Origin of the sequence: Phaeovulum sp. W22_SRMD_FR3 (assembly GCF_052113705.1) — a bacterium.
GTDB lineage: Bacteria > Pseudomonadota > Alphaproteobacteria > Rhodobacterales > Rhodobacteraceae > JBGQOG01.
Map to the genome: position 1 here is coordinate 86,859 of NZ_JBGQOG010000012.1, position 25,473 is coordinate 112,331.

Below are 25,473 nucleotides of genomic sequence, written 5' to 3' on the forward strand. Positions count from 1 at the left end.
CCGGCCTGTCTGGCGCGGCACGGCACGCCGATGCGGGACAAGGGCGGATCATGACCTCGCACACCTGGCTGGCCCGCTGTTTCGCCCAAGGCATGCTGCAGCCCGTGCTGGCCGACTGGCGGCCCGCGTTCGATGGCCCCAGCACTATTGCTAAAGCCGCTTCAGGCCCGCCACGCTGCGCGCCTTTGTCGGTCTGATTGCCAAAGACCATCAGGCCGGGGCACAAGCCGCACCACAGGTCTGCGACCGGCATCGGCCCCATACCACAGGTGCAGCAGCATCAGGCCAGGGTCATACGCCGCTGTCGAAGGGCTCAAACGCATCCGCCCGGGCACGCTGCCAGCGTTTCAGATAGCCGAAACGGTCATCGTCTTCGCGCAGCAAAAATCCCTCCGGCATGTAGGGATAGACCTCATCGGCCACCACCATCTGCCGGTCTTTTTCGCGCAGCATGATGTGCATCGGCATGAATTTTCCCGGATGCGACAACCCCGCCGCCCCGGTCATTTCGCCGAGTGCTTTCAGCGTGTTGCGGTGGAAATTCGCCACCCGCTCGGCCTTGTCCGGCACCACGAGGGCGCGCTGGCGCAAGGGATCTTGCGTGGCCACGCCCACCGGGCACCGGTTGGTGTGACAGGCCTGCGCCTGAATGCAGCCGATGGAAAACATGAAACCGCGCGCCGAATTCGCCCAATCGGCCCCCAGTGCCAGCACCCGCGCAATGTCAAAAGCGGTGACCAGCTTGCCCGAGGCGCCGATGCGGATCCGGTCGCGCAGCCCCGCCCCGCGCAGGGTGTTATGCGCAAAAGTCAGCCCCTCGACCAGAGGCATCCCCATATGGTTGGCAAATTCGAGGGGCGCCGCACCGGTCCCCCCTTCTTTGCCGTCAATGACGATGAAGTCAGGCGTGACGCCGGTCTCCAGCATCGCTTTGACAATGCACATGAATTCACGGCGATGCCCGATGCAGAGCTTGAACCCGACCGGTTTGCCGCCCGACAATTGGCGCAGCTGGGTGATGAAGGCCATCATCTCGAGCGGGGTGGAAAACGCCGAATGCGAGGCGGGCGAGATGCAATCAATGCCCATCGGCACGCCGCGCGCCTCAGCGATTTCCGGGCTGATCTTGGCGGCGGGCAACATCCCGCCATGCCCCGGCTTGGCGCCCTGGCTCAGCTTGATCTCGATCATCTTGACCTGCGGGCTGGCCGCGTTCTTGGCGAAAAGCTCGGGACTGAAGGTGCCATCATGGTTGCGGCAGCCGAAATAGCCCGAGCCGATCTCCCAGATCAGATCGCCGCCATTCTCGCGGTGATAGCGGCTGATGCCACCCTCGCCGGTGTCATGCGCGAAACCGCCCATCTTGGCGCCCCGGTTCAGCGCCGAAATCGCATTGGCCGAGAGGGCACCGAAACTCATCGCCGAGATGTTGTAGATAGACCCCGCATAGGGTTGCGTGCAATCCGGCCCGCCAATGGTGATGCGGAAATCCGTGTCGGGAATGTGCTTCGGGCGGATCGAATGCGTCAGCCATTGATAGCCGGAATCGTAGACCCGCAGGCGCGTGCCAAACGGGCGCGCATCCTCGACATTCTTGGCCCGCTGATAGACGATCGAGCGTTCCTCGCGCGAAAACGGCTCTTCGTCCTGATCGCTCTCGATCAGATACTGCCGGATTTCAGGGCGGATCCCCTCAAAGAAGAACCGCATATGCCCCATGATCGGATAGTTGCGCAGCACCGCGTGCCGGGTCTGGATCAGATCGTGCACCCCGAGCGCCGACAGGCCGCCAAAAGCGAGCACCCCCAGCCCATACCAGAGCGATACGAACGTCAGCAGCAGGAAAACAACCGTCAGGGCGACACAGAGGCCGAATATGGCGAAGCGGGTTTTACTATGGCGCAAGAGCAATCTCTCCTCAGCGGGGAATGAACGCAGGATCGTCGGCCGTTGCCTTAGGTATCGGGCAGATCGGCCGCCTATGCAACTTTCTTACCACCCCCGCATGAACGGCTGATGAAGCACATAAGGTGGGGGCCCGCGCCGGCACGGGCCCGCAAGTGCCTGTTTCAGTGGATCGAAAGTTTGTCCAATGCGCCGGGTTTGTCATGCAGCGCCAGCTTGTCGACGATGGTTTCCGAGGCACGGTTGAGGCCGATGACATTCACCACAGCGCCCGTGCGGCGGAACTTCATCACCGCCATATCGAGGGCCGCCACCGAGGAAATGTCCCAGATATGCGCGGCACTGACGTCGATGGTCACGCGGTCCAGCGCTTCCTTGAAGTCGAAGGATTTGATGAAATCCTCGACAGAGCCGTAAAAGACCTGCCCCTCCACCACATAGGTGCGCGCGCGGCCGTCAGCCGCGAGCTCCGAGCGCACTGCAAAAAGCTGCGCGATCTTGCCCGCGAAGAACAGCCCCGAGAGCAAAACCCCCACGAGGACGCCAATGGCGAGGTTATGCGTGTAGACCACCGCCACCACCGTCGCCAGCATCACGATCGAGGACGAGCGGGGATGCGTGCGCAGATTGCCGAGCGAGGCCCAGCTGAAAGTGCCGATCGACACCATGATCATGATCGCCACCAGCGCGGGCATCGGGATCAGCGCCACGATGTCGCCGAGGCCCACCACGAGGATCAGCAAGACCACACCCGCCGTGAAGCACGAGAGCCGCCCCCGGCCGCCCGAGCGCACGTTGATCATCGATTGGCCGATCATCGCACAGCCCGCCATGCCGCCGATGAAGCCGGTGCAGGCATTGGCGATGCCCTGCCCGATGCATTCCTGATTGCGGTCCGAGGTGGTGTCGGTGAACTCATCCACAATGTTCTGCGTCATCAGGCTTTCCAGCAGCCCGACCACTGCCACACCCACCGAATAGGGCAGGATGATCAGCAGCGTTTCCAGCGTCAGCGGGATCTGCGGGATCATGAACACTGGCAGCGTGTCGGGCAGCGCGCCCAGATCACCCACCGTGCGCACATCGAGGCCAAAGGCCACCGTGATCACCGAAAGCACGATGATGGTGACCAGCGGCGAGGGAATGGTCTTGTTGAGGCGCGGGAAGAGATAGATGATCGCAAGCCCCGCCGCCACCATCACATAGGTCATCCCCGTCACATTGCGCGGGTCGAGTTCCGGCAGCTGCGCCAGAAAGATCAGGATTGCCAGCGCGTTCACAAAGCCGGTCATCACCGATTTCGAGACAAAGCGCATGACAAATCCGAGTTTCAGAATGCCCGCGCCGATCTGCAGCAACCCGGCAAGCACCGTGGCCGCCAGCAGATATTGCAGGCCATGGTCCTTGACGAGGGTGATCATCAGCACCGCCGTGGCGGCGGTGGCGGCGGAGATCATCCCGGGCCGCCCGCCGGTGATGGCCGTCAGCACCGCGATGGAAAAGCTGGCATAAAGCGCGACCTTGGGATCGACGCCCGCGATGATGGAAAAGGCAATCGCCTCCGGAATGAGTGCCAGGGCGACAACCAGCCCCGACAGGAGGTCGGCCCGAATGTTGCCGACCCATTGCTGGCGATACAATTCGCGTGAAATCATGTTAAAATCCGTTCCTGACCGGGCGGGCGCCGCGCGCCGCTCCGATTGATGTTCTTGCGTCAGTTGAGCGGTGGTCCGGCGGATGGGCGGCCGGAAGAGCCACCTGGGAATCGCACCCAGGTCCATGTTTCTGCGCGTTTCATACAGGATCATGGCCAAAAGGCAAACCCGGCTGCGGCGGCGCGGCAACAGTCGCGGCGCAGGGCGTGGCCTGTGGGCAACGGACCTTGCAGGTTCAAGGGGCCCCGGCGCCGTGACCGGGGTGGGCGATGGCCGGAAAAAGGGCGGGAAATCCCGCCCCCTGTTTCATGCGATACTGGCTCTCGCGATCATGGCTTACTCGGTGGTGCCGAACTTTCGCCAAAGCCCCGCGGCCCCGGCAAAGACCACGATCACTGCGCCATAGATGGCACCGGTCAGCGTCAGACCCAGATGAGGCAGCGCCAATCCGGCCAGCACCACCGGCACGCCAAAGGCCAGATAGCTGAGGGTGAACAGCGTCGCGAACAGCTCGGCCCGCTCATCCGGTGCCGCCAGCGGAATGACCGAGCGCATCACCCCGTAAAAGCAGGTGCCGAACCCGGTGCCCGCAATCAGCACCGCCAGCAGATAGAGCGGCAGGATCTGCCAGATCAGCCCGATCACCGTCAGCACGGTTCCCAAGGCCAGCGCCGTGGTGCCGTAAAGCGTGATCGCCCGCGCCGATTTGCCCCGCGCGGCAAAACACGAGAGTGAGCCCGTGCCCGCCAGCAAGGTAATCACCAGCGCTTGCAACACATGATCCGTCACCCCAAAGACTTGCGCAATGATCGGCGCCCCGAGCGACAGATAGAGCCCCCCCGTCGCCCAGCCCGCAAACACCGCTGGGGCACTGCGCCAGAACGCGCCCCGTGCGGCGCGCGGCAGGCCAATCCGCGGCTTCAGCGCCGCCCACAGCCCCTCATGGCAGGGCGCGGTTTCGGGCAGCAGCCAGACCAAGACGGCCAGGGCCGCAAAAATCAGAGCAAAGCCGCCAAACACTTCGGCCATCGGCGCCTGCCCATAGTCGAGCACCGCCCCCGCCAGCAGCGCCCCCAGCGCCAACCCGCCCAGTGGCAGCACCGAATTCCAGATTGCGGCTGCGCCGGGGCGGTCTTTCGGCTCCAGATCCACCGCCGCTGCCGAGAGGCTGGAGAGAAGAAGCCCGCTCGCCACGCCCTGCAAGACCCGCGCGCCAATCAAGGCACCAACGCCCTGCGCCTGCCAGAACAGGATGATCGACAGCGACAGGAGCGCAAAGCCCGCCGAGAGCACCGGACGGCGCCCGAGATGATCCGACACGGACCCCGCAATCAACAGCGTGATCAGCAGTGCCACCGCATAGACGGCAAAGATCCCCGTCATCATCGCCGACGAGAACCCCATGCTCTGTTGCAGGATCGGGTAGAACGGCGAAGGCGCGCTCGCCCCCGCCATCATCAGCGCGAGGCTCGTCAGCACGAGGCGAAAGCCGCCCCGGTGCGATGTGGCGGTGGTGAGGTCAGAAAACGTCATGGGGGAACCTGAAGCGAGGGAGGAGGGGAGGTTCGAAATTATTCGAACCAATTCTTACTACCCTTCGCGCGAAGGTTCAACTATATTCGAACCATGGATGAGACCGATGATCTGCCGCATCCCCTTCGGGAGGATCTGACCCTGACGCAGGTGCTGTTCGCGCTGAGCGATCCGGCACGGCTGGAGATTGTGCGGCAACTGGTCGACGGTCCGGTGGAGATGGTGAATTGCTGCCTGCCCGCGCCCGACATGCCGAAATCGACGAAATCGCATCTGATGAAAGTGCTGCGGGAATCCGGTGTCATCCGCAACACGCCGCGCGGCCGGGGGCGTTTGCTCAGCCTGCGGCGGGCGGATCTCGACGCGCGTTTCCCCGGCTTGCTGGACGCGGTGCTGGGCGCACGCTGACCCTGCCCCGGCCCCCAAACAGCCGAGCAAAAAACGCCGACTCGAAAGCGGAGCAATGCAAGCGGGGCAATGCAAAAGGGGCAGGCTCTCGCCCACCCCTTTTTTGTTCATCACGCAACCGGGATCACTCGTCCGGCAAAATCCGCACGGCACCCTTGTCTGCGGAGGCCGCGAATTTCGCATAGACCTTCAGCGCCGCCGAGACATTGCGCTTGCGTTTCTCAACCGGCTTCCAGCCTGCCGCATCCTGTGCCGCCCGGCGCGCGGCCAGCTCGGCATCATCCACCAGAAGGTTGATCGAGCGGTTGGGGATGTCGATGGCGATCTTGTCGCCATCGCGCACCAGACCGATGGCGCCGCCCGAGGCCGCTTCCGGCGAGGCATGGCCGATCGACAGGCCCGAGGTGCCGCCCGAGAAGCGGCCATCGGTGATCAGCGCGCAGTCTTTGCCCAGTCCCTTCGATTTCAGATAGGAGGTCGGGTAGAGCATTTCCTGCATGCCCGGCCCGCCTTTCGGCCCCTCATAGCGGATCACCACCACATCGCCGGCCTGCACCTTGTTGTTCAGAATGCCCAGAACCGCGCTGTCCTGGCTTTCAAACACCTTCGCATTGCCGGTGAACACCCAGATCGACGGATCGACCCCGGCGGTTTTCACCACGCAGCCATCCAGCGCGATATTGCCCTTGAGCACCGCCAGACCACCGTCCTTGGTGAAGGCATGTTCGCCCGAGCGGATCACGCCCGTCTCGCGGTCGGTGTCCAGATCCGGCCACATCGAGGATTGGCTGAAGGCGGTCTGCGTCGGCACGCCGCCCGGCGCGGCCAGGAAGAGGTTGCGCACCTCGGGGTCGTTGCTGCGCGCGATATCCCATTGGTCAATCGCGGCGCCCAGCGTCGGCGCATGGACGGTGGCGCAATCGCGCTCGATCAGACCCGCGCGGTCCAGCTCGCCCAGGATCGACATGATGCCGCCCGCGCGGTGCACGTCTTCGATATGCACATCGGCCTTGTTCGGCGCGACCTTGCACAGGCAGGGCACATGTCGCGACAGCGCGTCAATGTCATCCATGGTGAAGTCGATGCCACCTTCCTGCGCAGCGGCCAGGATATGCAGCACGGTGTTGGTCGAGCCGCCCATGGCAATGTCCAGCGCCATCGCGTTCTTGAACGCCCGGCGGTCCATCACATTGCGCGGCAGGATCGAGGTGTCATCTTGCTCGTAATAGCGGCGCGCCAGATCGACGATGCGGCGCCCGGCCTCCAGGAACAGCTCCTTGCGGAACGCATGGGTGGCCAGCGTCGTGCCATTGCCCGGCAATGCCACACCCAGAGCCTCGGTCAGGCAGTTCATCGAATTGGCGGTGAACATGCCCGAGCAGGAGCCACAGGTCGGGCAGGCGTTTTGCTCGATCGCCAGCACATCGGCATCGCTCACCCGCTCATCGGCGGCGGCGACCATGGCGTCAACCAGATCCATCGCCACCACGCGGCCATCGCCCAAGGTGACCTTGCCGGCCTCCATCGGGCCGCCGGAGACAAAGATCACCGGGATGTTGATCCGCATCGCGGCCAGGAGCATCCCCGGGGTGATCTTGTCGCAGTTCGAGATGCAGACCATCGCATCGGCGCAATGGGCATTGACCATATATTCCACGGAATCGGCGATCAGCTCGCGCGAGGGCAGCGAATAGAGCATGCCGTCATGGCCCATCGCAATGCCATCATCCACCGCGATGGTGTTGAATTCCTTTGCGATACCACCCGCCGCCTCCACTTCGCGCGCGACCATCTGGCCCAGATCCTTGAGGTGGACATGGCCGGGGACGAATTGGGTAAAGCTGTTGACGATGGCGATGATCGGCTTGCCGAAGTCACTGTCTTTGACGCCGGTTGCACGCCAGAGGCCACGTGCCCCTGCCATGTTGCGGCCGTGAGTGGTGGTGCGTGAGCGATATGCAGGCATGCGTCCGGTCCTGTGCAGTATGGCTGATTGTGACGGTATTGGGCCGTCTCGCCCCGAAGGGCAAGGTCAATTCCGGATTTTCGGCCCGAAACCGCCGGGTAATTTCCGCCGCACTGCGGCATCTATCCCCCGGCGATCCCGTGCCCTGCGGCATCAATTGCCGGGGTCGAGCGCCACGCAATCGGCGAAATACTGCACGGTGCCATCCTCGGCCACCTCTTGCACCAGCCCGTGAATATCGGTTTCAAAACCGGGGCAGGTGCGCGCGAATTCGCGGTTGAACTTCAGATATTCAACGATCTTGCGGTTGAACACCTCGCCCGGGATCAGCAGCGGAATGCCCGGCGGATAGGGGGTCACGAGGCTGGTGGTGATCCGGCCTTCCAGATCGTCGATCGGCACCCGCTCGGTCGTGCGCCGCGCGATATGCGAGAAGGCGTCCGCGGGTTTCATCGCGGGCATATGGTCGCTCAGATACATATCCGTCGAGAGGATCGCCACATCGTATTTCGCATAGAGCTGGTGGACGTGCTGGCAGAGGTCCCGCAGGCCCATCTTTTCATAGCGCGGATGCTTGGCGCAGAACTCGGGCATGGTCCGCCAGAGCGGATGGTTGCGGTCATAATCATCCTTGAACTGCTGCAGCGCCGCCAACAGCGTGTTCCAGCGGCCCTTGGTGATGCCGATGGTGAACATGATGAAAAAGCTGTAGAGGCCGGTTTTCTCGACCACAACGCCATGCTCCGTCAGGTATTTCGACACGATCGAGGCGGGAATCCCCGTCTCTTCAAAACGGCCATCGAGATTGAGGCCGGGGGTAATCAGCGTCGCCTTGATCGGGTCGAGCATGTTGAACCCCGGCGCCATATCGCCAAAGCCGTGCCAGCTGTCCTCGCCATCGCGCTGCACGCCATCGGCATCGGTGCGCCGCAGCACCCAATCCTTGTTGCGGCCGAGGCCCTCTTCTTCCAGCTCGTCCGGACCCCAGACCTGGAACCACCATTCATCATCGCCAAACTCCGCATCCACCTTGCGCATCGCGCGGCGGAAATCGAGCGCCTCAAGGATGCTTTCCTCGACCAGAGCGGTGCCGCCCGGCGGCTCCATCATCGCCGCCGCCACATCGCAGCTGGCGATGATGCTGTATTGCGGGCTGGTCGAGGTGTGCATCAGATAGGCCTCGTTGAAGAGGTGCCGGTCCAGCTTGGTGTCCTGGCTGTCCTGCACCAGCACATGGCTGGCCTGGCTGATCCCGGCCAGCAATTTGTGAATGGATTGCGTGGCATAGGTGACCGAATGCTTGGTGCGCGCGCGTTTGCGGCCCATGGCGTGATAGCTGCCATAGAACGGGTGGAAGGCCGCATGCGGCAACCAGGCCTCGTCGAAATGCAGGTTCTCGACATAACCATCCAGGAGACCCTTGATGGTCTCGGTGTTGTAAAGCACCCCGTCATAGGTCGATTGTGTCAGCGTCATGATGCGCGGCTTGACCGTCTCGGCATCCACCCCGGCCAGCAGCGGATTGGCGCGGATCTTGGCCTTGATCGTCTCGATCTCGAACTCGCTTTGCGGGATCGGGCCGATGATGCCGTAGTGGTTGCGGGTGGGCTTGAGGAACACCGGCACCGCCCCGGTCATGATGATCGAATGCAGGATCGATTTGTGGCAGTTGCGGTCGACCACCACCACATCGCCCGGCGCGACAGTATGGTGCCAGACCATCTTGTTCGAGGTCGAGGTGCCGTTGGTCACGAAGAAACAGTGATCGGCATTGAAGATCCGCGCGGCGTTGCGCTCGGAGGCGCCGATCGCGCCGTTATGGTCCAGCAGCTGGCCGAGTTCCTCGACCGCGTTGCAGACATCGGCGCGCAGCATGTTTTCACCGTAAAACTGGTGATACATCTGGCCAATCGGGCTTTTCAGGAAGGCCACGCCCCCCGAATGCCCCGGGCAATGCCACGAGTAAGAGCCATCCTCGGCGTAATCCAGAAGCGCCTTGAAGAAGGGCGGCTGGATGCCTTCCAGATATTGTTTGGCCTCGCGGATGATGTGGCGGGCCACGAATTCCGGCGTATCCTCGAACATATGGATAAAGCCGTGCAGCTCGCGCAGAATGTCATTGGGCAGGTGGCGGCTGGTCTTGGTCTCGCCATAGACATAGATCGGCACATCGGCGTTTTTCCAGCGCACTTCCTCGATGAAGCTGCGCAGATTGACCACCGCCGGGTCCAGATCGGGACCGGGGCTGAACTCTTCGTCGTCAATGGACAGCACAAAGGCCGAGGCGCGCGATTGCTGCTGCGCGAATTGCGACAGATCGCCATAGCTGGTGACGCCCAGCACCTCGAAACCCTCTTTCTCGATGGCCTCAGCCATGGCGCGGATGCCCAGACCCGAGGAGTTCTCCGAACGGAAATCTTCGTCGATGATGACGATGGGGAAGCGGAATTTCATGGAACTCTCCTACCAGGATATCAGCGGTGGGCCGGAAAACAGCAATCGGAACGGCGCAGCAGGCAAGGGGTCACCAAAGCCCGGGGTGCTGGACAGTTTGGCGCAGGATTCAGCGCCGTTTCTTTCTGGTGAACCCGCCATAGTCAAGGGCCGCGATCCGCTCGTCGCTGCCAGTTTACCAGAATATCACAAAGCCCGCCCCGCAACCTGCCCTGCCCGCTCTCCAATGGAACACCCCGCCCCGGCAGCGGGTTCCCCCGGCGCGTGTTGCATGGCACAAAGACCGGGCTGTCGCCCGGCACGGCGGCCCGCAGGATGCACGCAAAGAGGGTGACATGGATCTGAACAGTGATCTTGGCGAAAGTTTCGGCGCCTGGCAGATCGGCGATGATGCGGCGATGCTCGACATCGTCACCTCGGCCAATATTGCCTGTGGTTTTCACGCGGGCGATCCGGTGGGGATTTTGCGCAGCCTGCTGGCCGCGGCCGCGCGGGGGGTGCAGGTGGGCGCGCATGTGGGTTACCCGGATCTGGTGGGCTTTGGCCGCCGCAAGATGCAGATCCCGGCGCCGGAGCTGACGGCGGACGTGATCTATCAGATCGGTGCCTTGCAGGGGCTGGCGCGGGCGGCGGGCACCCGGGTGAGCTATGTCAAACCCCATGGTGCGCTCTACAACACGATGGCCACCGATCTGGCCGAGGCGGATGCGGTGATTGCCGCGATCAAGGCGGTCGACCCGTCACTCGCGCTGATGGCACTGGCAGGGGCGCCGGTCGTGGCCCATGCCCGGGCGGCGGGCCTGCGGGTGATCTGTGAGGCCTTTGCCGACCGCGCCTATACCGCGGAGGGCGCGCTGGTCGCACGGTCCACGCCCGGCGCCGTGCTGCATGACCCGGAGGAGATTGCCGCACGGATGCTGCGGCTGGCGCGCGAGGGGGTGATCGAGGCCATCACCGGCGAGACGCTGCGCCTTGATGCGCAATCCATCTGCGTGCATGGCGACAATCCGGCGGCGGTGGCGATTGCCCGTCATCTGGCCCAGAGCCTGCGCGGCCGCGGCATCACCCTCGCCGCATCGGGGGCCTGACGGGGCGGCCCGGAGGCCACCGCCCGTTCAGGCCTTGGCAAAGGCCTGTGCCGTTTCGGGCTGCCAGCGCATGTAAAGATGGTCCCCCCGGGTGACGCGCCCGGCCAAAGGATGCCGGAAATCAAGCCGCACCGACAGCCCCTCTCCCCAGCCGGTTTCCACATCCACCGTGATGTTATTGCCCAGAAATGTCGTATCGCGCACCGTCACCGGCAGGGTCGCGCCATGGCCTACTGCCTCGGCCGAGAGGTCAATGCGCTCGGGGCGCAGCATCACCTCGGCGGCCGTGCCGCTCTGGCCCGCGCCATGCAGCGGAATCCCCGCCACTTCGGTGCCATTGGGAAACCGCAACGCGACCGTCTCGCCCGAGCGTCCGGCGATCTCGGCCGCCAGAAAGGTGCTGTCACCGATGAAATCCGCCACAAAGCGGGTGGCGGGATTTGCGTAAAGCTCGGGGCCCGTGCCCACCTGCTCAATCCGGCCCTTGTTGAAAATCGCGATCCGGTCCGAGAGGCGCAACGCCTCCTCCTGATCATGGGTCACATAAAGCACCGTGACCCCGGTCTCCTGATGGATGCGGCGGATCTCATGCTGGATCTCTTCGCGGAGTTTCTTGTCCAGCGCCGAGAGGGGCTCATCCATCAGGAGCACGGGCGGATCATAGACGAGCGCCCGCGCGAGTGCCACGCGCTGCTGCTGGCCGCCGGACATTTTCGCGGGCATCCGGTCCTCAAACCCCGTGAGACGCACGAGTTCCAGCGCGCGGGCCACCTTCTTGCGGATCTCATCCTCCGCCATCCGCCGCACCCGCAGCGGAAAGGCGATGTTCTCGCCCACACTCAGATGCGGGAAGAGCGTATAGCGCTGAAACACCATACCGATATTGCGCTTGTTCGACGGCATCGCGAGGATCGAGCGGCCATTCAGGAGGATGTCCCCCGCCGTCGGGTCCTGAAACCCGGCGAGGATATAGAGCGTGGTCGATTTGCCCGAACCGGAGGGGCCGAGAAAGGTCATGAACTCGCCCTGCGCGATCTTCAGCTCGACATGTTCGGCGGCCACCACCTCGCCAAAGGTTTTGCGCAGGCCGTTGATGTGCAGATAGGCGGTCATTTCGATTTTCCTTTGCGCATGAGCGCGGCCAAAAGCATCAGCCCGAGGGTGAGGGCCAGCATGAGGGTGGAGGCGGCGGCGATCACCGGCGTCAGATCCTGTCGCAGCGTGGCCCAGATCCGGACCGGCAGGGTTTGCAGCGTTGGGCTGGCCATGAAGATGGCCACGACCACCTCATCCCAGCTGACCAGAAACGAGAAGAGCGCGGCGGAGAAGATACCGTGCCGGATGGCGGGCAGGGTCACCCGCCAGCGCGCCTCCCAGGGGCTGGCGCCGCAGAGGATGGCCGCCTCTTCGATCATCGGGTCAAAGGTTTCCAGCGCGCCCGAGATGGCGATCACCGAGAAGGGCAGCGCCAGCACCAGATGCGCCAGCACAAAGCCGGTGAGCGTGCCGCCAAGGCCCAGTTTCAGGAACAGCGCATAGATGGCGACGGCAAAGACCACCACCGGCAGCACCATCGGGGTGAGGAAAAAGGCGCGCATCACCTCGCGGCCGCGAAACTGCCAGCGGGTCAGCGCCATCGCGGCAAGCCCCCCCAGCACCACCGACAGCAGGGTGACCAGCACGCCGATCCGGGCAGAGGTCCAGGCAGCTTCGATCCAGCGCGGATCGGCAAGGAGTTCCTCGTACCATTTCAGCGTCCAGCCCGGCGGCGGGAATTGCAGCCAGCGCGAATTGCCAAAGGAGAGCGCCACGATAAAGAGGATGGGCAGCAGGAGGAACAGGCAGGCCAGAAGCGCGATCGCGCCCAATATCCAGCGCCAGGGGCCAAGACGGTCGTAATCGAGCAACATCTTATGCCTCCCGCTGCGCCGCATAGCGGATCTGCAGCGCATAAAGCGCCAGCGTCACCACCAGAAGAACAAAGGCCAATGCGCCGCCCATGCCCCAGTTGACCAGGCTTTGCACCTGCTGCGCGATCAGCTCGGCCAGCATCATGTTGGAGGTGCCCCCGAGCAGCGCGGGTGTCACGAAATAGCCCAGCGACATCACGAAAACCATCAGCGCGCCGGAGGCGACACCGGGCCGCGCCAAGGGCCAGAGGATCCGGGTCAGCGCCTGCCACCGGGTCGCGCCACACAGCGCCGCCGCGCGCAGGATGCCGGGGTCAATCTTGGAAAGCACGCCATAGAGCGGCATCACCATGAAGGGCAGCATGATATAGACCATGCCAATCGTCACCCCCACCAGATTGTTGACGAGAGTCAGCGGCTGATCGATCAGACCCAGATCCATCAGCGTGCGGTTGATCAGCCCGGTGCGCTGCAAGAGCACCATCCAGGCATAGGTCCGCGCCAGCAGATTGGTCCACATCGACAAAAGGATCAGCGCAAAGATCACCCCCGCCGTCCGGCGCGAAAACACCGTCAGCCCCCAGGCCAGCGGAAAGGCAATCAGCACGGTGATCGCCGTCACCAGGCCCGAGACAAGAAAGGTGTTGAAGAAGATCCGCGCATAGGTCGGCGTACCAAACAGCGTAAGGTAGTTTTGCAGCCCCGGCGCGGGCTCGGTGACCGAGCGGGCCAGCAGCATGACCACCGGCACCACGAAAAACGCGATCAAAACCAGAAGCATCGGCGCGCTGAAGCCCAGAATGCGGCGCGCCAGCGGCGAGAGCCGCCGTGCCCGCGCAGGCGGCGGGGGAACGGCAGAGGGGGCGGCGGTCGTGGACATGGGTCGGATCCTCGGGAGGGTTGCGATGTCAGTGAGGCCGTGTTGGGGAGCGGCCGCAGCCGCACCCCGGGTTTGGCGGGCTTACTCGGCCTGCCAGGCGTACCAGCGGTTGCCGATCTCATCGCGGTGTGCGGCCCAATAGGCCATATCCGCATTGATCTGCGTCTCGGGATGAGCATCGGGCAAGGTGGCGCGCACGCCCTCGGCCATCAGCGCGGCGGAGCCGGTGTTGACCGGCGCATAGCCCGAGACGGTGGCGAAATCGGCCTGCGCCCCCGCCGAGGTGGCCGCCGCGATGAACTTCATCGCCGCCTCCTTGTTCTTGCTGCCTTTCGGAACCACCAGCGCGTCGGCGGCGGTGATGTTCTGATCCCAGCTCACACCGACATCCACGCCATCGGCCATCAGCGCGGCAATCCGGCCGTTCCAGAAAAAGCCGATCGGCGCCTCACCCGAAGCCAGCAGTTGCTGCGATTGTGCGCCGCCGGTCCACCAGATGATCTCGGATTTGATCGTGTCGAGCTTTTTGAACGCGCGGTCGAGGTCGAGCGGATAGAGATCGGCGGGCGCCACGCCATCGGCGATCAGCGCGGCCTCCAGCACGCCCGGGGCGGACCACTTGTAAAAGGTGCGTTTGCCGGGGAATTTCTCCACATCAAACAGATCGGCCAGGGTGGCGGGCTGCGTCTCGACATAGGTGGCCGGGTCAAAGCCGATCACGAAGGAATAGTAGAACGAGCCCACCGCATAATCCGAGACAAAGCGCGGATCGAGGCTGGATTTGTCGATGATCGAGAAGTCCAGCGGCTCCAACAGCCCCTTGTCACCCGCCTGCAAGGCATAGTCGAATTCCGCATCCACCACATCCCAGGACACGGCATTGCCTTCGACCATCGCCTGCAGTTTGCCGTAATCGGTCGGGCCATCCTGCACGACGTCGATGCCGGTGGCGGCGGTGAAGGGCACGGCCCATTCCGAGGTTTGGGCATCCTGGGTGGTGCCGCCCCAGCTGGTGAACACCATCGGGTCGGCAAAAGCGGTGCCGGTGGCCAGAAGGGCCGCGGTCAGGCTGCCGAGGGTAAGGGGGATCAAACGCATTCTCTGTCACTCCACTGTTGTTGGATTGCGCCATATCTTTCGCGGTCCCGTCCGCGGCGCGGCGGCGGGGTATCGGGTGGTTCGCGGGGCAGCAGGCTCAGCGCATCACGAAAGGATCCGGGATCGGCTCCTCCGAGATGCGCAGCCAGACGGTTTTCACCGTCGTGTAGTCAAGCGCGGCGGCCAGACCGCCTTCGCGGCCATGCCCCGAAAGTCCATGCCCGCCGAAAGGCGCGATGGGCGAGACCGCACGGTAGGTGTTCACCCAGACGATGCCCGCCCGCAGGCCGCGGATCATCCGGTGCGCCCGTGTCAGATCGCGGGTAAAAACGCCCGAGGCCAGACCGTATTCGGTGTCATTCGCCAGATGCAGGGCTTCCGCCTCATCGGCAAAGCCCATGACGCTGAGCACGGGGCCGAACAATTCCTCGCGGCAGCAGGGTGCCTCGGGGGCGTTGGTGCAATCGAGGATGGTCGGCGGGTAGAAGGTGCCCGGCCCCTCGGGCAGCTGCCCGCCGCAGATCAGCACGGCCCCAGCGGCGACCGAGGCCTCCACAATCGCATGCAGCCGGTCGCGCTGACGCGGGGTGCACAGCGGTCCCATCTCGGTCGCGCGGTCATCCGGCGCGCCGATCACGATCTTTGCCGCCCGCGCTGTCAGCGTAGCCAGCATCTGATCCTTGATCTCGTTTTGCACCAAAAGCCGCGAGCCCGCGACGCAGCTTTGCCCGGTGGCCGCAAAGATCCCGGCGATCTGCGCATTCACCGCGCTCTCCAGATCGGCATCGGCAAAGACGATGAAGGGCGACTTCCCCCCGAGCTCCAGCGAGGTCCGCGCGAGGTTCTCCGCCGAGGCCCGCACCACCGCCCGCGCCGTGTCCGGCCCACCGGTAAAAGCGATATGGTCAACCCCGGGATGCGCGGTCAGCACCGCGCCGCAAGAGGGGCCAAAGCCGGTGATCACATTCACCACCCCCGGCGGAAACCCTGCCGCATGCACCAGCCTTGCAAAGGCCAGCAGCGGTGCCGGGCCATCCTCGGAGGCCTTCAACACCACGGTGCAGCCTGCGGCCAGCGCCGGGCCCAGCTTCACCGCCGAGAGGAACAACTGGCTGTTCCAGGGCACGATGGCCGCCACCACGCCCACCGGCTCGCGCCGCAGCCAGACCTCCATGTCGGGTTTGTCGATCGGCAGATGCGCGCCCTCGATCTTGTCCGCCAGCCCAGCGTAATAGCGATAATATTCCGCCACATAGGCGATCTGGGCCGAGGTTTCGCGGATGATCTTGCCGGTGTCGCGGGTCTCAAGCCGCGCCAGTTCGGGGGCCGCCGTCTCGATCAGATCGGCGAGTTTCAGCAAAAGCTTGCCACGCGCCGAGGCGGTCAGCGCGGGCCAGGCCCCCTGCCGGAACGCCCGGCCCGCCGCCGCGACGACGGCGTCCACCTCGGCCTCCCGCGCCTCGGCGATGGCGGCCCAGACCTCCCCCGTCGCAGGATCGCGGCTGTCAAACCGCGCCACACCGGGATGAAAGGCACCGTCGATATAAAGATCAAAGCGTTCCATGGTCCCTCCTCAGGCAAAAGCCGGCATGACCTCGGCGATGAAGCGTTCCAGCGAGGCTTTCTTGCGCGCGAAACTCATGCCGGTGTCGATCCAGAAGGAATATTCGTCATAGCCCAGGGCCTCATAGGCCTTCAGCCGCGAGATCACCTCATCCGCCGGGCCGATGACATTGTTGGACCGCATCGCGGCAGGTGAATAGAAGGGATGCGCGGCCATTTCTTCATCGCTGATCGGCGCCATCAGACCCTGCGAAATCGGGCGTTCGTTTTTGAACCAGGCGCCGAAATAGTTGTAAAAGCGGTTCACCTCGACCGCACCCAATTCCGCATCCGCCTCATCCGAAGCGACATAGGTATGGCGCAGCAGCATGATTTTCGGGCGCGGCACCTGCGGAAAAGCCGCACAGGCCGCGTTGAAATGGCCCATGAGCTTTTCGACCTCCTCATCGCCCATATGCAGTGGCGTCACCTGCACGTTATAGCCATGCGAGACGGCGAATTCATGGCTGTTCGGATCACGCGCCGCCACCCAGATCGGCGGCCCCGGCTGTTGCAGGGGTTTTGGCGCCGAGGTGGATTTGGGGAACTGCCAATGTTCACCCTCATGCGTGTAATCCCCCTCCCACAAGGCCTCCACGGCGGGGATCAGCTCGCGCATTTTCTGGCCTGCGGTCCAGGCATCGAGACCGGGCGAAAGGCGTTCATATTCAAACATATAGGCGCCCCGCGCCACGCCCAGCTCCAGCCGCCCGTCCATCATGATATCGGCCATCGCCGCCTCGCCCGCCAGCCGGATCGGATGCCAGAGCGGCGCCATCACCGTCCCGGTCCCCAGCCGCACATTCTTGGTGCGCCGCGCCAGATCGACCAGTGTCAGAAACGGGTTCGGCGCCATGGTGAAATTCATCGCATGATGCTCGCCCGACCAGATCGCATGCATGCCGCCCCGGTCGGCGATCTCGCACAGCGCAATCATCTCCTCATAGAGCTGGCGCTGATCCTCCTCCGGATCAATGCGCTCCATATGGATGAAGAGAGAGAATTTCATGGCTTAGCCTTTCGAGAACGGCCGGATTTCGCCAGCGATATGGTTTCCGACATATTGTCCAAAGTTTCCAAGGCGGCTTTCGGCGGCAAAGCGCGCCAGCATCGCCCGTTGCGCGGGGTCGGTGACATCGCCCATGCTGCTCTCGGTCATCGGCACAAAGGCCCCCTTGCGGCAGGTCCCGGCGCTTGCCGGGCACAGATGCACGATGAACTGCAATCCTCGCTCCATGTCATCATAGATCGCGAAAACCAGCCCCGGCGCCGCCTCAACCCCCACCTCGGCCAACAGGGTATTCAGCGCCGCACGCCCGCCCGCAGGTCCGACCCGCACCTCGGGCAGCATGGTGCCGCCCGCGCCGTCATCGATCAGCAACACCTTGCCCTCATGCGCCACAATCGCCCCCAGCACCACGCGCGGCCCGTGCTCCGCCTTCAGCGCGGTGCTGACCGGCGTCACATAGGTGCCGCGATAATAGCCAAGCGCGGGTTCAGTGCCCGCCTCGAACGCCTCAACCGCGCCCATCAGGATCGTGTGATCCCCCGCGTCAATCGCCTGCACCAGACGGCAGCCAAACCACGCAGAAACGCCCCCGAGGATCGGGGCTCCATGGGGCCCTTCCGTCCAGTCGATGCCCTTGAAACGGTCATCCGAGCGGCGGGCAAAGGTGTTCGAGATGTCCTTTTGCGCCTCTGACAGCACGTTGATCGCAAAACCGCTGCCCTTGGTATAGGCCTCCAGATTGGCCGAGCGGTTGGAGATCGACACCAGCAGCAGCGGCGGATCGAGCGAGACGGAGGCAAAGGAATTGGCCGTAAAGCCCAGCGGTGCGCCCGCCTCATCCACGGCGGTGACCACGGTCACCCCGGTCATGAAACAGCCAAAGGCGTCGCGCAGCTGGCGGGTTGTGTCGATGGTCATGCGCGCACTCCCTGTGCAGCGTCCAGCCCCAGCCAGAGCGCCATCTCGTGATTGACCCGCGCAGGCGCGGTCAGCGAAACCATATGCCGCGCACCCGGGATGACCACCGCCGCCGCGCCGGGGATTTCCCCGGCGATCTGGCGGGTCATCGCGGGGCTGGAGTTCAGATCCCCCTCGCCCGTCAGCACCAGCGTCGGGCAGCGGATCTTGTTCAGGCGCCCGGCATAGACCGCATCGCCATGGGCAAAGGCGGCATAGGTCCGCGCGTAACCGACAGGATCCACCCTGCGCAGCCAATCCGCGACTTTGGCGCGCACCTCGGGGGCCTCGCCGACCCCGAACCACCGGGGGAGCGGCGCTTCGGGGTCGATCTCGCCTGCGGCCATCGCCGCGGCGCGGGCCAGCACCGCCGCGCGGGCCGCCTCATCGCGCCGGTAGACCGGGTTGAGCAGGCAAAGCCCCGAGACCTGATCGGGATGCTCGACCGTCAGGCCCATGGCGATCAGCGCGCCCATCGAATGCCCCGCGACCGCCACCGGCCCCAGCCCAAGGGCCGCAACCGCCGCCGAGGTCCAGGCGACATAATCGGGCAGACGCGGCGCGCCCGGCAGGCTGGGGGTGGCGCCGTGACCCGGCAGATCCAGCGCGATCACCTCATGATGTGCCGACAGGGCCGCGATCTGCGGCGCCCAGGCCATCGCACACATGCCGACGCCGTGCAAAAGCACCAGCGGCGCCCCGGTGCCCGCCCGCACCAGACCGATCGGGGTGCCGTCAGACGCTGGCAGGGTTGTTGAGATCATTGCCGAGATCCTTAAGGTCTTGATAGCGGTCGCCAATGCGGTGGTGCGGACGTCCACCGATGGAGGCCCCGAGGGCCACGACGATCTCATCCGCCGCCGGGGCATCCGGGATGGCGAAATGGATCGTCAGGTAGTGCGAGCGGCGCCCCTCGTCATTCTTGTCCATCAGCGGAATCATCACCGGCGCATTGGCCCCGCCCCGCGTGTTGCAAAAGGCCAGATAGCTCTTGGCACCCACGGCGCTGCGGTAGTGGTTGCCAAAGCGCAGCGTGTGGATCAGCGCCGAGGCATGCTCGACCTCGCCATCCAGCCCGACGATGGCGGCCTTGCCATAGCCCTCAACCTTGTCGCCGCCGCCAGCCGCCTCCAGGATCATGCCGGTGAGCAAGGCGCCCAGTTCCGGCGCAACCTCGGCGATCTCGGGTTTCAGGTCCTCGACAAAGCCCCGCCCCGCCCAGGGATTTTTCAGCACCGCCGCCGCCGCGATCATCTTGAGCGGCACCGGAGCCGTGCGTCCGCCCTCAATCAACGTGGTTTCGACATGCAGCAATGTTTTGCGGATGGCGATGGTCATTGTCGACTCCTGTGTTTGACTGACGGTATGATTGTATACCATCATACAATCTGTCAACCGGCGAGTTTGAGCAGGCCGGAAATCTGCGGCGCCGGAACGCAAGAAACGGAAAAGGAAGGATAAAATCATGAGCACCTATTGGATTGCCCATGTCACCGTTACGGATGCGGCGGCCTATGCCGCGTATCAGGCGCGGGCAAAAGGCGTCTTCGAATCTTTTGGCGGCCGCTTTGTGGTGCGCGGCGGGGCGGCGGCAACGCTGGAGGGGCCCGCCTTTCAACGCCATGTCGTCATCCTGTTTCCGACCCGGGCCGCGGCCGAGGCCTGCTACGGATCCCCCGAATATCGCGCCGCGCGCGCGCTCCGGGCAGGCGCCGCAGAGGTGAGCATCACGCTGGTTGACGGCGTTTGAGCGGCTGAGGGAAGCGGCACCGCACTGCAGAGATGCCCGGCGTCTTCCGACCACAATGCGTGTTCCGGCAGCCTCCGGCACGCAGGCCCGGCATCTTGACCCGGCATCTTGACCCGGTGGCGCAACCGCCGCCGAAGCCCGGGCCGGCCGCCTGCCGCAGGAATGCGGTCCGCCGGGTGCTGGTCCGGTCGACCAGCCGCACCATCGCGCGACGGCCAGACCGATGCCGCACCCCGCACCAGCACCCATGCGTGGCGCTGCGTCCCCCTTTCGTCCGGCGACCGGGAGACCCGCGGGCCTTCCTGGCACCAAAATCCGCCCGGAACGCAAGCCGCAGTATCGGCACCCGAAACACCCCTTCCGGGGCCAAAAATATCGAGGCATCGGGGCGCACCAAGCCCGCGCATTAACCATGGCTTAGCGCCTCTCTGACAGGGTGGCGGGACATGGAGTAAAGAATTTATGACCAGCATCGGAACGGTCAGCACGCTGACCACGGCCCAGATCAAAGCCCTGCCCACCACCAGCGTGGGAGCCTGGGATACCGCATTCATTGCGATGTTGGACAAAACGCAGATCGGCGCCCTGTCACAGGCCCAGGTCTCCGCCCTCAGCACGGATGCTGTCGCCAGCCTCTCCGCCGGGCAATTGTCCGCTCTTTCGGCGCAGGCGATGCCCGGTCTGACCGGCGCACAACTCGGGGCGCTTTCGGGCGATCAGGTCAGCGGTTTCACGCGCGCGCAGGTGGCCGCGCTGACCAGCGAACAGATCGCGGGCCTTGGCACCGACACCGCCGAGGCGCTGACACCGGCGCAAATCGCCGGCCTGAACGCCCGGCAACTGGCCGCCCTGACACCCGCCGCCATCGCGACCTTTTCGGGCGAAGACATTGCGGCCATCAGCAAAAACGCCATTTCGGGCCTGACGAACAGCACCCTCGCCGCGCTGACCACCGACCAGATGCCCGCATTAACCCCGACACAGATTGCCGCGCTCAAACCCGCGCAGGTCGGGGCGCTGACGCCGGATCAGACCCGGACCCTCGCGGCGGCGCAGCTCAAGGCACTCACCGCGAGCCAGATCGGGGCCTTGAGCGCGGCGCAGATCGGCGTGCTGTCGGACGACCAGATTGCCGCCATCCCGGCGAAATCAATGGCCGGGATCAAGTCAGGTCAGGCCGAAGCCCTCTCTCCCGCGCAGGTTGCCAGCCTGACGCCGGGTCAGATGAACGCGCTGACGGGCCCGCAGATCACCGCTTTGGGCGGCAGGCTTGCCGGATGCAGCGCAGAGGTCCTCGCCGCAATCAAACCAACCGCCATCAACGGCATGTCGCAAGACACGATTGCCGCGTTGAGCGGCGATCAGATTGCCGGGCTGTTGCCCAGCCAGATGGCGGGTTTGACACCCGGCCAAATGGCCGCCTTCAGCCCGAGCCAGACGGCCAGCTGGTCCCTGACGCAGATCCGGGCGCTGGGCGCCAAACACATCGAGGCGGTTGCGGGGCCGACGCTCGCGGCGCTCTCGGCCGAGCAGATCGCGGTGATTTCCCCCGCAGCCATCGGCGGACTGACCAGCGCCCAGATGTCGTCGCTTTCCCAGACGCAGCTTGCGGCATTGACCCCCGCCCAAGCCGCCAAGATGGGTTTCAGACAGATGTCCGGGATCAGCCCGGACATGCTGGCCACCCTGTCCCCCGCCGTCACTACCGCGCTCAACCCTGCGGCCCTCGGCGGCCTTTCGGTCGACCAAATGGCCGCGCTGACCGCCGATCAGGTTGCCGCCCTCACAACGAAACAGATCAGCGCCCTGAAGCCCGCGCAGATCGCGGCGTTCGACAGCACCCAGATCAATACCCTCTCCGAGGGCCAGATCAGAATGCTGAACGGCCCGCAGGTGGCGGCGCTGGGCGCGGCGCATATCGGCGGCCTGTCAGAGGCGCAGACCGGCGCGCTGAGCGCGGGCGCGGTTGCGGGCCTGACCACGGCGCAGGTTGCGGCACTGACGCCAGCGCAGGCCAGCAGCCTGAACGCGGCCCAGATCGCCGCGCTGACGTCAAAGCAAACCGCCGCGCTGAGCGGTGAAGCACTGGCCGCCCTCGCCCCCGCCGCGATGGCGGCGCTTAGCAAAACCGCGATCACCGGGCTGAGCAGTGATCAGATGGCAGCGCTGGACGCGGGGCAGCTGAGCGCCCTGACCGCGGGCCAGATTGCAGCATTGAAAACCACGCAGATCGCCGCGCTTTCGCCGGAGCAACTGGGGGCCTTCGGCAGCAGCCAGCTCGCGGCCCTCACCGCGGTGCAGCTTGGCGCCATCGCCCCGGACCGGCTCGCCAGCCTGTCCGAGGCGCAATTGGCCACCCTCTCGCCCAAAGCACTGCCGGGATTGACCGGTGCCCAGCTGACCGCACTGGACCCGGCACAGATCTCCGGCATGACCACGGCCCAACTGGCGGCCCTGACCCTCGGCCAGACCGGGGCGCTCGGCGCGGACACCATCAGCCTGCTGACCCCTGCCAGTATCGCCGCCCTCAGCCCGGCGGGGATCTCCGGGCTCATCCCGGCCGCCGTGGCGGCCCTCGGCGAGGATCAGCTAGCCGGGTTGAGCGGCAAACAGCTTGCCGGGTTGAAAACAGCGCAGATTTCCGCGCTGACCCCGGCACAGATCGGCGCCCTCGCGCCGGGGCAGATCGCTGCGCTGAGCGCAGGGCAGATCTCGGCGATTGCGCCCGCGTCACTGTCCGGCCTGACGGCAGAGCAGATTGCCGCCATCAAATCCACCGCCATCACCGGCATGACAGCAGCGCAGATCGGCACGCTGAGCGAGACCCAGGTGCAGGCGCTGACATCCGCGCAACTGGCAGGCCTTACCGCCGCACATGTTGCCGCGCTGAGCGATAATTCCCTGATCGCCTTGCCCTCGGCCAGCCTCTCCTCGCTGAGCCCGGCGGCGGTTGCCGGGCTCTCGGGCGATCAGATCGCCGCACTGTCGCTGGCACAGATCAGCGGCCTCATCACCGCCCAGATCACGGCGCTGAAACCCACCCAGATGAGCAGCCTGACCACCGCACAGGTCGAGGCGCTGTCGGGCAGCCAGATCGGGGCGCTTGGCGCGACGCAGGTGGCGGCGCTGTCGCTGCCCGCCCTCGGCGCATTGGCCGTGGGGCAGGTCACCGCCCTCACCCCCAAGGCCATCGCCGGGTTGACCGCGTCACAGGTTGCCAATCTGTCGCGCGATCAGGTGGCGGCGCTGTCGACGGGCCAGATCGGGGCGGTCACCGCCACCCAAAGCGCCGCGCTGACCGCCCCGATGATCGAGACCTTCGCGCAAGGTGACATCGCCGCGCTGAGCGCCACCGCCACCGCAGGACTGACACCCGAAGTGATGGGCACGCTGAGCGCGGCGCAAATCAGCGCCCTCACTGCCGGGCAGCTGGGCGCCCTCAAGGCCGCGCAGATCGCGGCGCTGACCGGCCCGCAGATCACCCAGCTGTCGCCCGCACAAATCGGTGCGCTCGGCGCCACACAGGCCGGAGCCCTCACCGCCGAGAGCTTGCCCGCGCTGTCCAATGAGCAGATTGCCGCCCTTTCGGCCAAGGCACTGGCCGGGATGACCGCCGCCCAGATGACCGCGCTCAGCGCCAGCCAGATCGACGCGCTGTCCGCCAGCCAATTGACCGCGCTGACCGCCACGCAGACCGCCGGGCTGACCCCGGACGCGCTGAAAACCTTCACCGCCACCGATATCGCAGGCCTGAGCGGTGCGGCGGTGGCGGGCCTTTCGGCGCAAACCGTGGCCTCCCTCGATCAGGCGCAGATGGCGGCGCTGACACCGGGACAGATCGCCAGCCTGACCGGCCCGCAGCTCGCGGCCCTCAGACCGGATCAGATTGCGGCTTTGCCGCCGGACCGGATCAGCGCGCTGACCGGCAGCCAGATCGGCACGCTTGCAACCGAAACCATCACCACCTTCTCGACCGATCAGATCGCAGCCCTGAGCACGACGGCCGCCGCCGCGCTGACCACGGGCCAGATTGCCGCCCTGAGCACGGCGCAAACAGATGCGCTTTTGCCGCGCCACCTCGGCGCGCTGAGCGCGGTGCAGGTTGGCGCCTTTTCGGCGGGGGCGCTGGCCTCGTTTGACGCCGCGGATATCGCGGCGATCAGCGCCAAGGCGATCAGCGGCATCAGCCCGGCGCAAGTGGGCGCGCTGCGCAGCGACCAGATCTCGGGGCTGACCGCCGCCCAGATGACGGCGCTGTCCACCGCACAGGTTGCGGCCCTGTCCAACGCGCAGATCCCCGCGCTGACCGCCGCGCAGGTGAAGGGCCTGACCGCCGCGCAACTGGCCGTTCTGTCGCCCACGGCCATCGGCAGCCTGACGGCGGAGCATATCGCAGCGCTCGACACCAAGGCGGTGGCGGGTCTGACCACCGCGCAGATTACCGCGCTGTCGGCGGGACAGCTGGATGCATTTTCCCCGGCACAGATCGGCGCGCTGACCGCGACGCAGCTCGGCGGCCTCGACCCCTCCGCGCTGACGACATTTGCCACCAGCGATATCGCGGCCCTCAGCCCGGCGGCGATACCCGGCCTGACGCCCGCCGCTATTGCGGCCCTCGACCACGAGCAGACCGCCGCCCTGACCGCCGCACAACTTGCGAAATTCACGTTCTTCCAGATGGGTGCCTTTGATCAGGGTCAGGTGGCCGCGCTGACCACCACGCAGATTGGCGCACTCAATGCGCTGCAGATTGCGGCATTCGGCGTTGAGCGTTTGCCCGCCCTGTCCCCCGGCCAAATCGCGGCGATAGATGGCAAGGCGATCAGCGGTCTGTCCGAGGCGCAGATTGCCGCGATGACGCCGGAACAGGCCGAGGCGCTGACCCCCACCCAAGTGGCAAACCTGACCGGCGCGCAGGTGGCGGCCTTCAGCAACCGCGCGCTGGCCACGTTTTCCACCACCGATATTGCGGCCCTTTCCGGCAATGGCCTCGGTGGCCTGACAAGCGCGAATCTGGCGGCCCTTTCCGCAACGCAACTGCAATCGATCACCACCGCGCAGATCCAGCTGCTGAACGCACGGCAGGTGGCCGAGGTGGCTGCCGCGTACAGAGTTTTGTCGGCCTGAGCCGGGCGCCGGGGGGCAAAGGCCATCTGCAACCGGGCCCGCCTCGCCTGTGCAGCCCCCCAGGCCGCACCGGGCGCTGCGGGCAACCCTGGCAGATGCTCGCCAATCGGGGTCAGCGGCAGATTTTTCGC

General features: G+C 65.2%; 18 protein-coding genes and 1 other annotated feature. Of the genes, 4 read left to right on the forward strand and 14 right to left on the reverse strand.

What is annotated here, in order from left to right:
• Nucleotides 1–291 precede the first annotated feature (291 nt).
• The 3 genes from ACEN2S_RS15250 to ACEN2S_RS15260 all read right to left on the reverse strand — a co-directional run bounded on the left by ACEN2S_RS15250 (nucleotide 292) and on the right by ACEN2S_RS15260 (nucleotide 5,093).
• A complete protein-coding gene (locus tag ACEN2S_RS15250) occupies nucleotides 292–1,839 on the reverse strand; it encodes an FMN-binding glutamate synthase family protein (protein WP_441867460.1) in 1,548 nt (515 codons plus the stop codon).
• 230 nt (nucleotides 1,840–2,069) lie between these two features.
• Nucleotides 2,070–3,560 carry a SulP family inorganic anion transporter gene (locus ACEN2S_RS15255; RefSeq protein WP_441867343.1) on the reverse strand — a complete coding sequence of 497 codons (1,491 nt, stop codon included), beginning with the start codon at nucleotides 3,558–3,560 and terminating at the stop codon, nucleotides 2,070–2,072.
• A 69-nt stretch (nucleotides 3,561–3,629) separates the two neighbouring features.
• Nucleotides 3,630–3,687: a sequence feature (sul1 is cis-regulatory element that is thought to sense ions involved in sulfur or methionine metabolism; They are found in Alphaproteobacteria), on the reverse strand.
• Nucleotides 3,688–3,896: 209 nt separating this feature from the next.
• Nucleotides 3,897–5,093: an MFS transporter gene (locus ACEN2S_RS15260; protein ID WP_441867346.1), complete on the reverse strand. Its 1,197-nt coding sequence runs from the start codon at nucleotides 5,091–5,093 to the stop codon at nucleotides 3,897–3,899.
• Nucleotides 5,094–5,186: 93 nt separating this feature from the next.
• On the opposite strand from ACEN2S_RS15260, the gene ACEN2S_RS15265 reads away from it, so the two are divergent.
• Nucleotides 5,187–5,501, forward strand: coding sequence for an ArsR/SmtB family transcription factor (locus ACEN2S_RS15265; RefSeq protein WP_441867349.1), 315 nt, complete (start codon nucleotides 5,187–5,189; stop codon nucleotides 5,499–5,501).
• Nucleotides 5,502–5,625: 124 nt separating this feature from the next.
• Here the strand turns inward: ACEN2S_RS15265 and ilvD are convergent, their stop codons facing one another.
• Complete coding sequence (ilvD, locus tag ACEN2S_RS15270; protein WP_441867352.1) at nucleotides 5,626–7,467, reverse strand: dihydroxy-acid dehydratase; 1,842 nt, start codon at nucleotides 7,465–7,467, stop codon at nucleotides 5,626–5,628.
• Between the two features lie 153 nt (nucleotides 7,468–7,620).
• The gene (locus ACEN2S_RS15275; protein ID WP_441867355.1) at nucleotides 7,621–9,921 is read right to left on the reverse strand and encodes an Orn/Lys/Arg decarboxylase N-terminal domain-containing protein; all 2,301 of its coding nucleotides are present in this window, start codon (nucleotides 9,919–9,921) and stop codon (nucleotides 7,621–7,623) included.
• A gap of 335 nt (nucleotides 9,922–10,256) precedes the next feature.
• Between ACEN2S_RS15275 and ACEN2S_RS15280 the strand changes: the two genes are divergently transcribed.
• Nucleotides 10,257–11,009 carry a LamB/YcsF family protein gene (locus ACEN2S_RS15280; protein ID WP_441867358.1) on the forward strand — a complete coding sequence of 251 codons (753 nt, stop codon included), beginning with the start codon at nucleotides 10,257–10,259 and terminating at the stop codon, nucleotides 11,007–11,009.
• Nucleotides 11,010–11,036: 27 nt separating this feature from the next.
• Here the strand turns inward: ACEN2S_RS15280 and ACEN2S_RS15285 are convergent, their stop codons facing one another.
• The 9 genes from ACEN2S_RS15285 to ACEN2S_RS15325 form a co-directional block, all read right to left on the reverse strand.
• Nucleotides 11,037–12,122 (reverse strand): ABC transporter ATP-binding protein, encoded by a 1,086-nt coding sequence (locus ACEN2S_RS15285; RefSeq protein WP_441867361.1) that lies wholly within the window; start codon nucleotides 12,120–12,122, stop codon nucleotides 11,037–11,039.
• Complete coding sequence (locus tag ACEN2S_RS15290) at nucleotides 12,119–12,919, reverse strand: ABC transporter permease (protein WP_441867364.1); 801 nt, start codon at nucleotides 12,917–12,919, stop codon at nucleotides 12,119–12,121. Before ACEN2S_RS15290 ends, ACEN2S_RS15285 begins: the two co-directional genes overlap by 4 nt.
• Nucleotide 12,920: 1 nt before the next feature.
• A complete protein-coding gene (locus tag ACEN2S_RS15295; protein ID WP_441867367.1) occupies nucleotides 12,921–13,799 on the reverse strand; it encodes an ABC transporter permease in 879 nt (292 codons plus the stop codon).
• Between the two features lie 81 nt (nucleotides 13,800–13,880).
• Nucleotides 13,881–14,897: an ABC transporter substrate-binding protein gene (locus ACEN2S_RS15300; protein ID WP_441867370.1), complete on the reverse strand. Its 1,017-nt coding sequence runs from the start codon at nucleotides 14,895–14,897 to the stop codon at nucleotides 13,881–13,883.
• Between the two features lie 97 nt (nucleotides 14,898–14,994).
• Nucleotides 14,995–16,461: an aldehyde dehydrogenase gene (locus ACEN2S_RS15305; protein ID WP_441867373.1), complete on the reverse strand. Its 1,467-nt coding sequence runs from the start codon at nucleotides 16,459–16,461 to the stop codon at nucleotides 14,995–14,997.
• A 9-nt stretch (nucleotides 16,462–16,470) separates the two neighbouring features.
• The gene (locus ACEN2S_RS15310; RefSeq protein ID WP_441867376.1) at nucleotides 16,471–17,508 is read right to left on the reverse strand and encodes an LLM class flavin-dependent oxidoreductase; all 1,038 of its coding nucleotides are present in this window, start codon (nucleotides 17,506–17,508) and stop codon (nucleotides 16,471–16,473) included.
• A 3-nt stretch (nucleotides 17,509–17,511) separates the two neighbouring features.
• Nucleotides 17,512–18,426 (reverse strand): flavin reductase family protein, encoded by a 915-nt coding sequence (locus ACEN2S_RS15315; RefSeq protein WP_441867379.1) that lies wholly within the window; start codon nucleotides 18,424–18,426, stop codon nucleotides 17,512–17,514.
• A complete protein-coding gene (locus ACEN2S_RS15320) occupies nucleotides 18,423–19,229 on the reverse strand; it encodes an alpha/beta fold hydrolase (protein ID WP_441867382.1) in 807 nt (268 codons plus the stop codon). The genes ACEN2S_RS15315 and ACEN2S_RS15320 overlap by 4 nt, the downstream gene beginning before the upstream one ends.
• Nucleotides 19,201–19,803 (reverse strand): amino acid synthesis family protein, encoded by a 603-nt coding sequence (locus tag ACEN2S_RS15325; protein WP_441867385.1) that lies wholly within the window; start codon nucleotides 19,801–19,803, stop codon nucleotides 19,201–19,203. Before ACEN2S_RS15325 ends, ACEN2S_RS15320 begins: the two co-directional genes overlap by 29 nt.
• Nucleotides 19,804–19,930: 127 nt before the next feature.
• Here ACEN2S_RS15325 and ACEN2S_RS15330 point away from each other — a divergent pair, with 127 nt between their 5' ends.
• On the forward strand, nucleotides 19,931–20,215 hold the full coding sequence (locus ACEN2S_RS15330) for a DUF1330 domain-containing protein (protein WP_441867388.1): 285 nt from the start codon (nucleotides 19,931–19,933) through the stop codon (nucleotides 20,213–20,215).
• A 462-nt stretch (nucleotides 20,216–20,677) separates the two neighbouring features.
• Entirely contained in the window at nucleotides 20,678–25,342 is a 4,665-nt protein-coding gene (locus tag ACEN2S_RS15335) for a beta strand repeat-containing protein (protein WP_441867391.1), read from the forward strand.
• Nucleotides 25,343–25,473 lie beyond the last annotated feature (131 nt).

Bases quoted from the DNA above. Each gene is read 5' to 3' on its own strand.
- ACEN2S_RS15255 (WP_441867343.1), bottom strand. From the start codon at position 3,560: ATGATTTCACGCGAATTGTATCGCCAGCAATGGGTCGGCAACATTCGG.
- ACEN2S_RS15305 (WP_441867373.1), bottom strand. From the start codon at position 16,461: ATGGAACGCTTTGATCTTTATATCGACGGTGCCTTTCATCCCGGTGTG.
- ACEN2S_RS15330 (WP_441867388.1), top strand. From the start codon at position 19,931: ATGAGCACCTATTGGATTGCCCATGTCACCGTTACGGATGCGGCGGCC.
- ACEN2S_RS15285 (WP_441867361.1), bottom strand. From the start codon at position 12,122: ATGACCGCCTATCTGCACATCAACGGCCTGCGCAAAACCTTTGGCGAG.
- ACEN2S_RS15295 (WP_441867367.1), bottom strand. From the start codon at position 13,799: ATGTCCACGACCGCCGCCCCCTCTGCCGTTCCCCCGCCGCCTGCGCGG.
- ACEN2S_RS15275 (WP_441867355.1), bottom strand. From the start codon at position 9,921: ATGAAATTCCGCTTCCCCATCGTCATCATCGACGAAGATTTCCGTTCG.
- ACEN2S_RS15260 (WP_441867346.1), bottom strand. From the start codon at position 5,093: ATGACGTTTTCTGACCTCACCACCGCCACATCGCACCGGGGCGGCTTT.
- ACEN2S_RS15320 (WP_441867382.1), bottom strand. From the start codon at position 19,229: ATGATCTCAACAACCCTGCCAGCGTCTGACGGCACCCCGATCGGTCTG.
- ACEN2S_RS15315 (WP_441867379.1), bottom strand. From the start codon at position 18,426: ATGACCATCGACACAACCCGCCAGCTGCGCGACGCCTTTGGCTGTTTC.
- ACEN2S_RS15300 (WP_441867370.1), bottom strand. From the start codon at position 14,897: ATGCGTTTGATCCCCCTTACCCTCGGCAGCCTGACCGCGGCCCTTCTG.
- ACEN2S_RS15325 (WP_441867385.1), bottom strand. From the start codon at position 19,803: ATGACCATCGCCATCCGCAAAACATTGCTGCATGTCGAAACCACGTTG.
- ACEN2S_RS15290 (WP_441867364.1), bottom strand. From the start codon at position 12,919: ATGTTGCTCGATTACGACCGTCTTGGCCCCTGGCGCTGGATATTGGGC.
- ilvD (WP_441867352.1), bottom strand. From the start codon at position 7,467: ATGCCTGCATATCGCTCACGCACCACCACTCACGGCCGCAACATGGCA.
- ACEN2S_RS15265 (WP_441867349.1), top strand. From the start codon at position 5,187: ATGGATGAGACCGATGATCTGCCGCATCCCCTTCGGGAGGATCTGACC.
- ACEN2S_RS15280 (WP_441867358.1), top strand. From the start codon at position 10,257: ATGGATCTGAACAGTGATCTTGGCGAAAGTTTCGGCGCCTGGCAGATC.
- ACEN2S_RS15335 (WP_441867391.1), top strand. From the start codon at position 20,678: ATGACCAGCATCGGAACGGTCAGCACGCTGACCACGGCCCAGATCAAA.
- ACEN2S_RS15310 (WP_441867376.1), bottom strand. From the start codon at position 17,508: ATGAAATTCTCTCTCTTCATCCATATGGAGCGCATTGATCCGGAGGAG.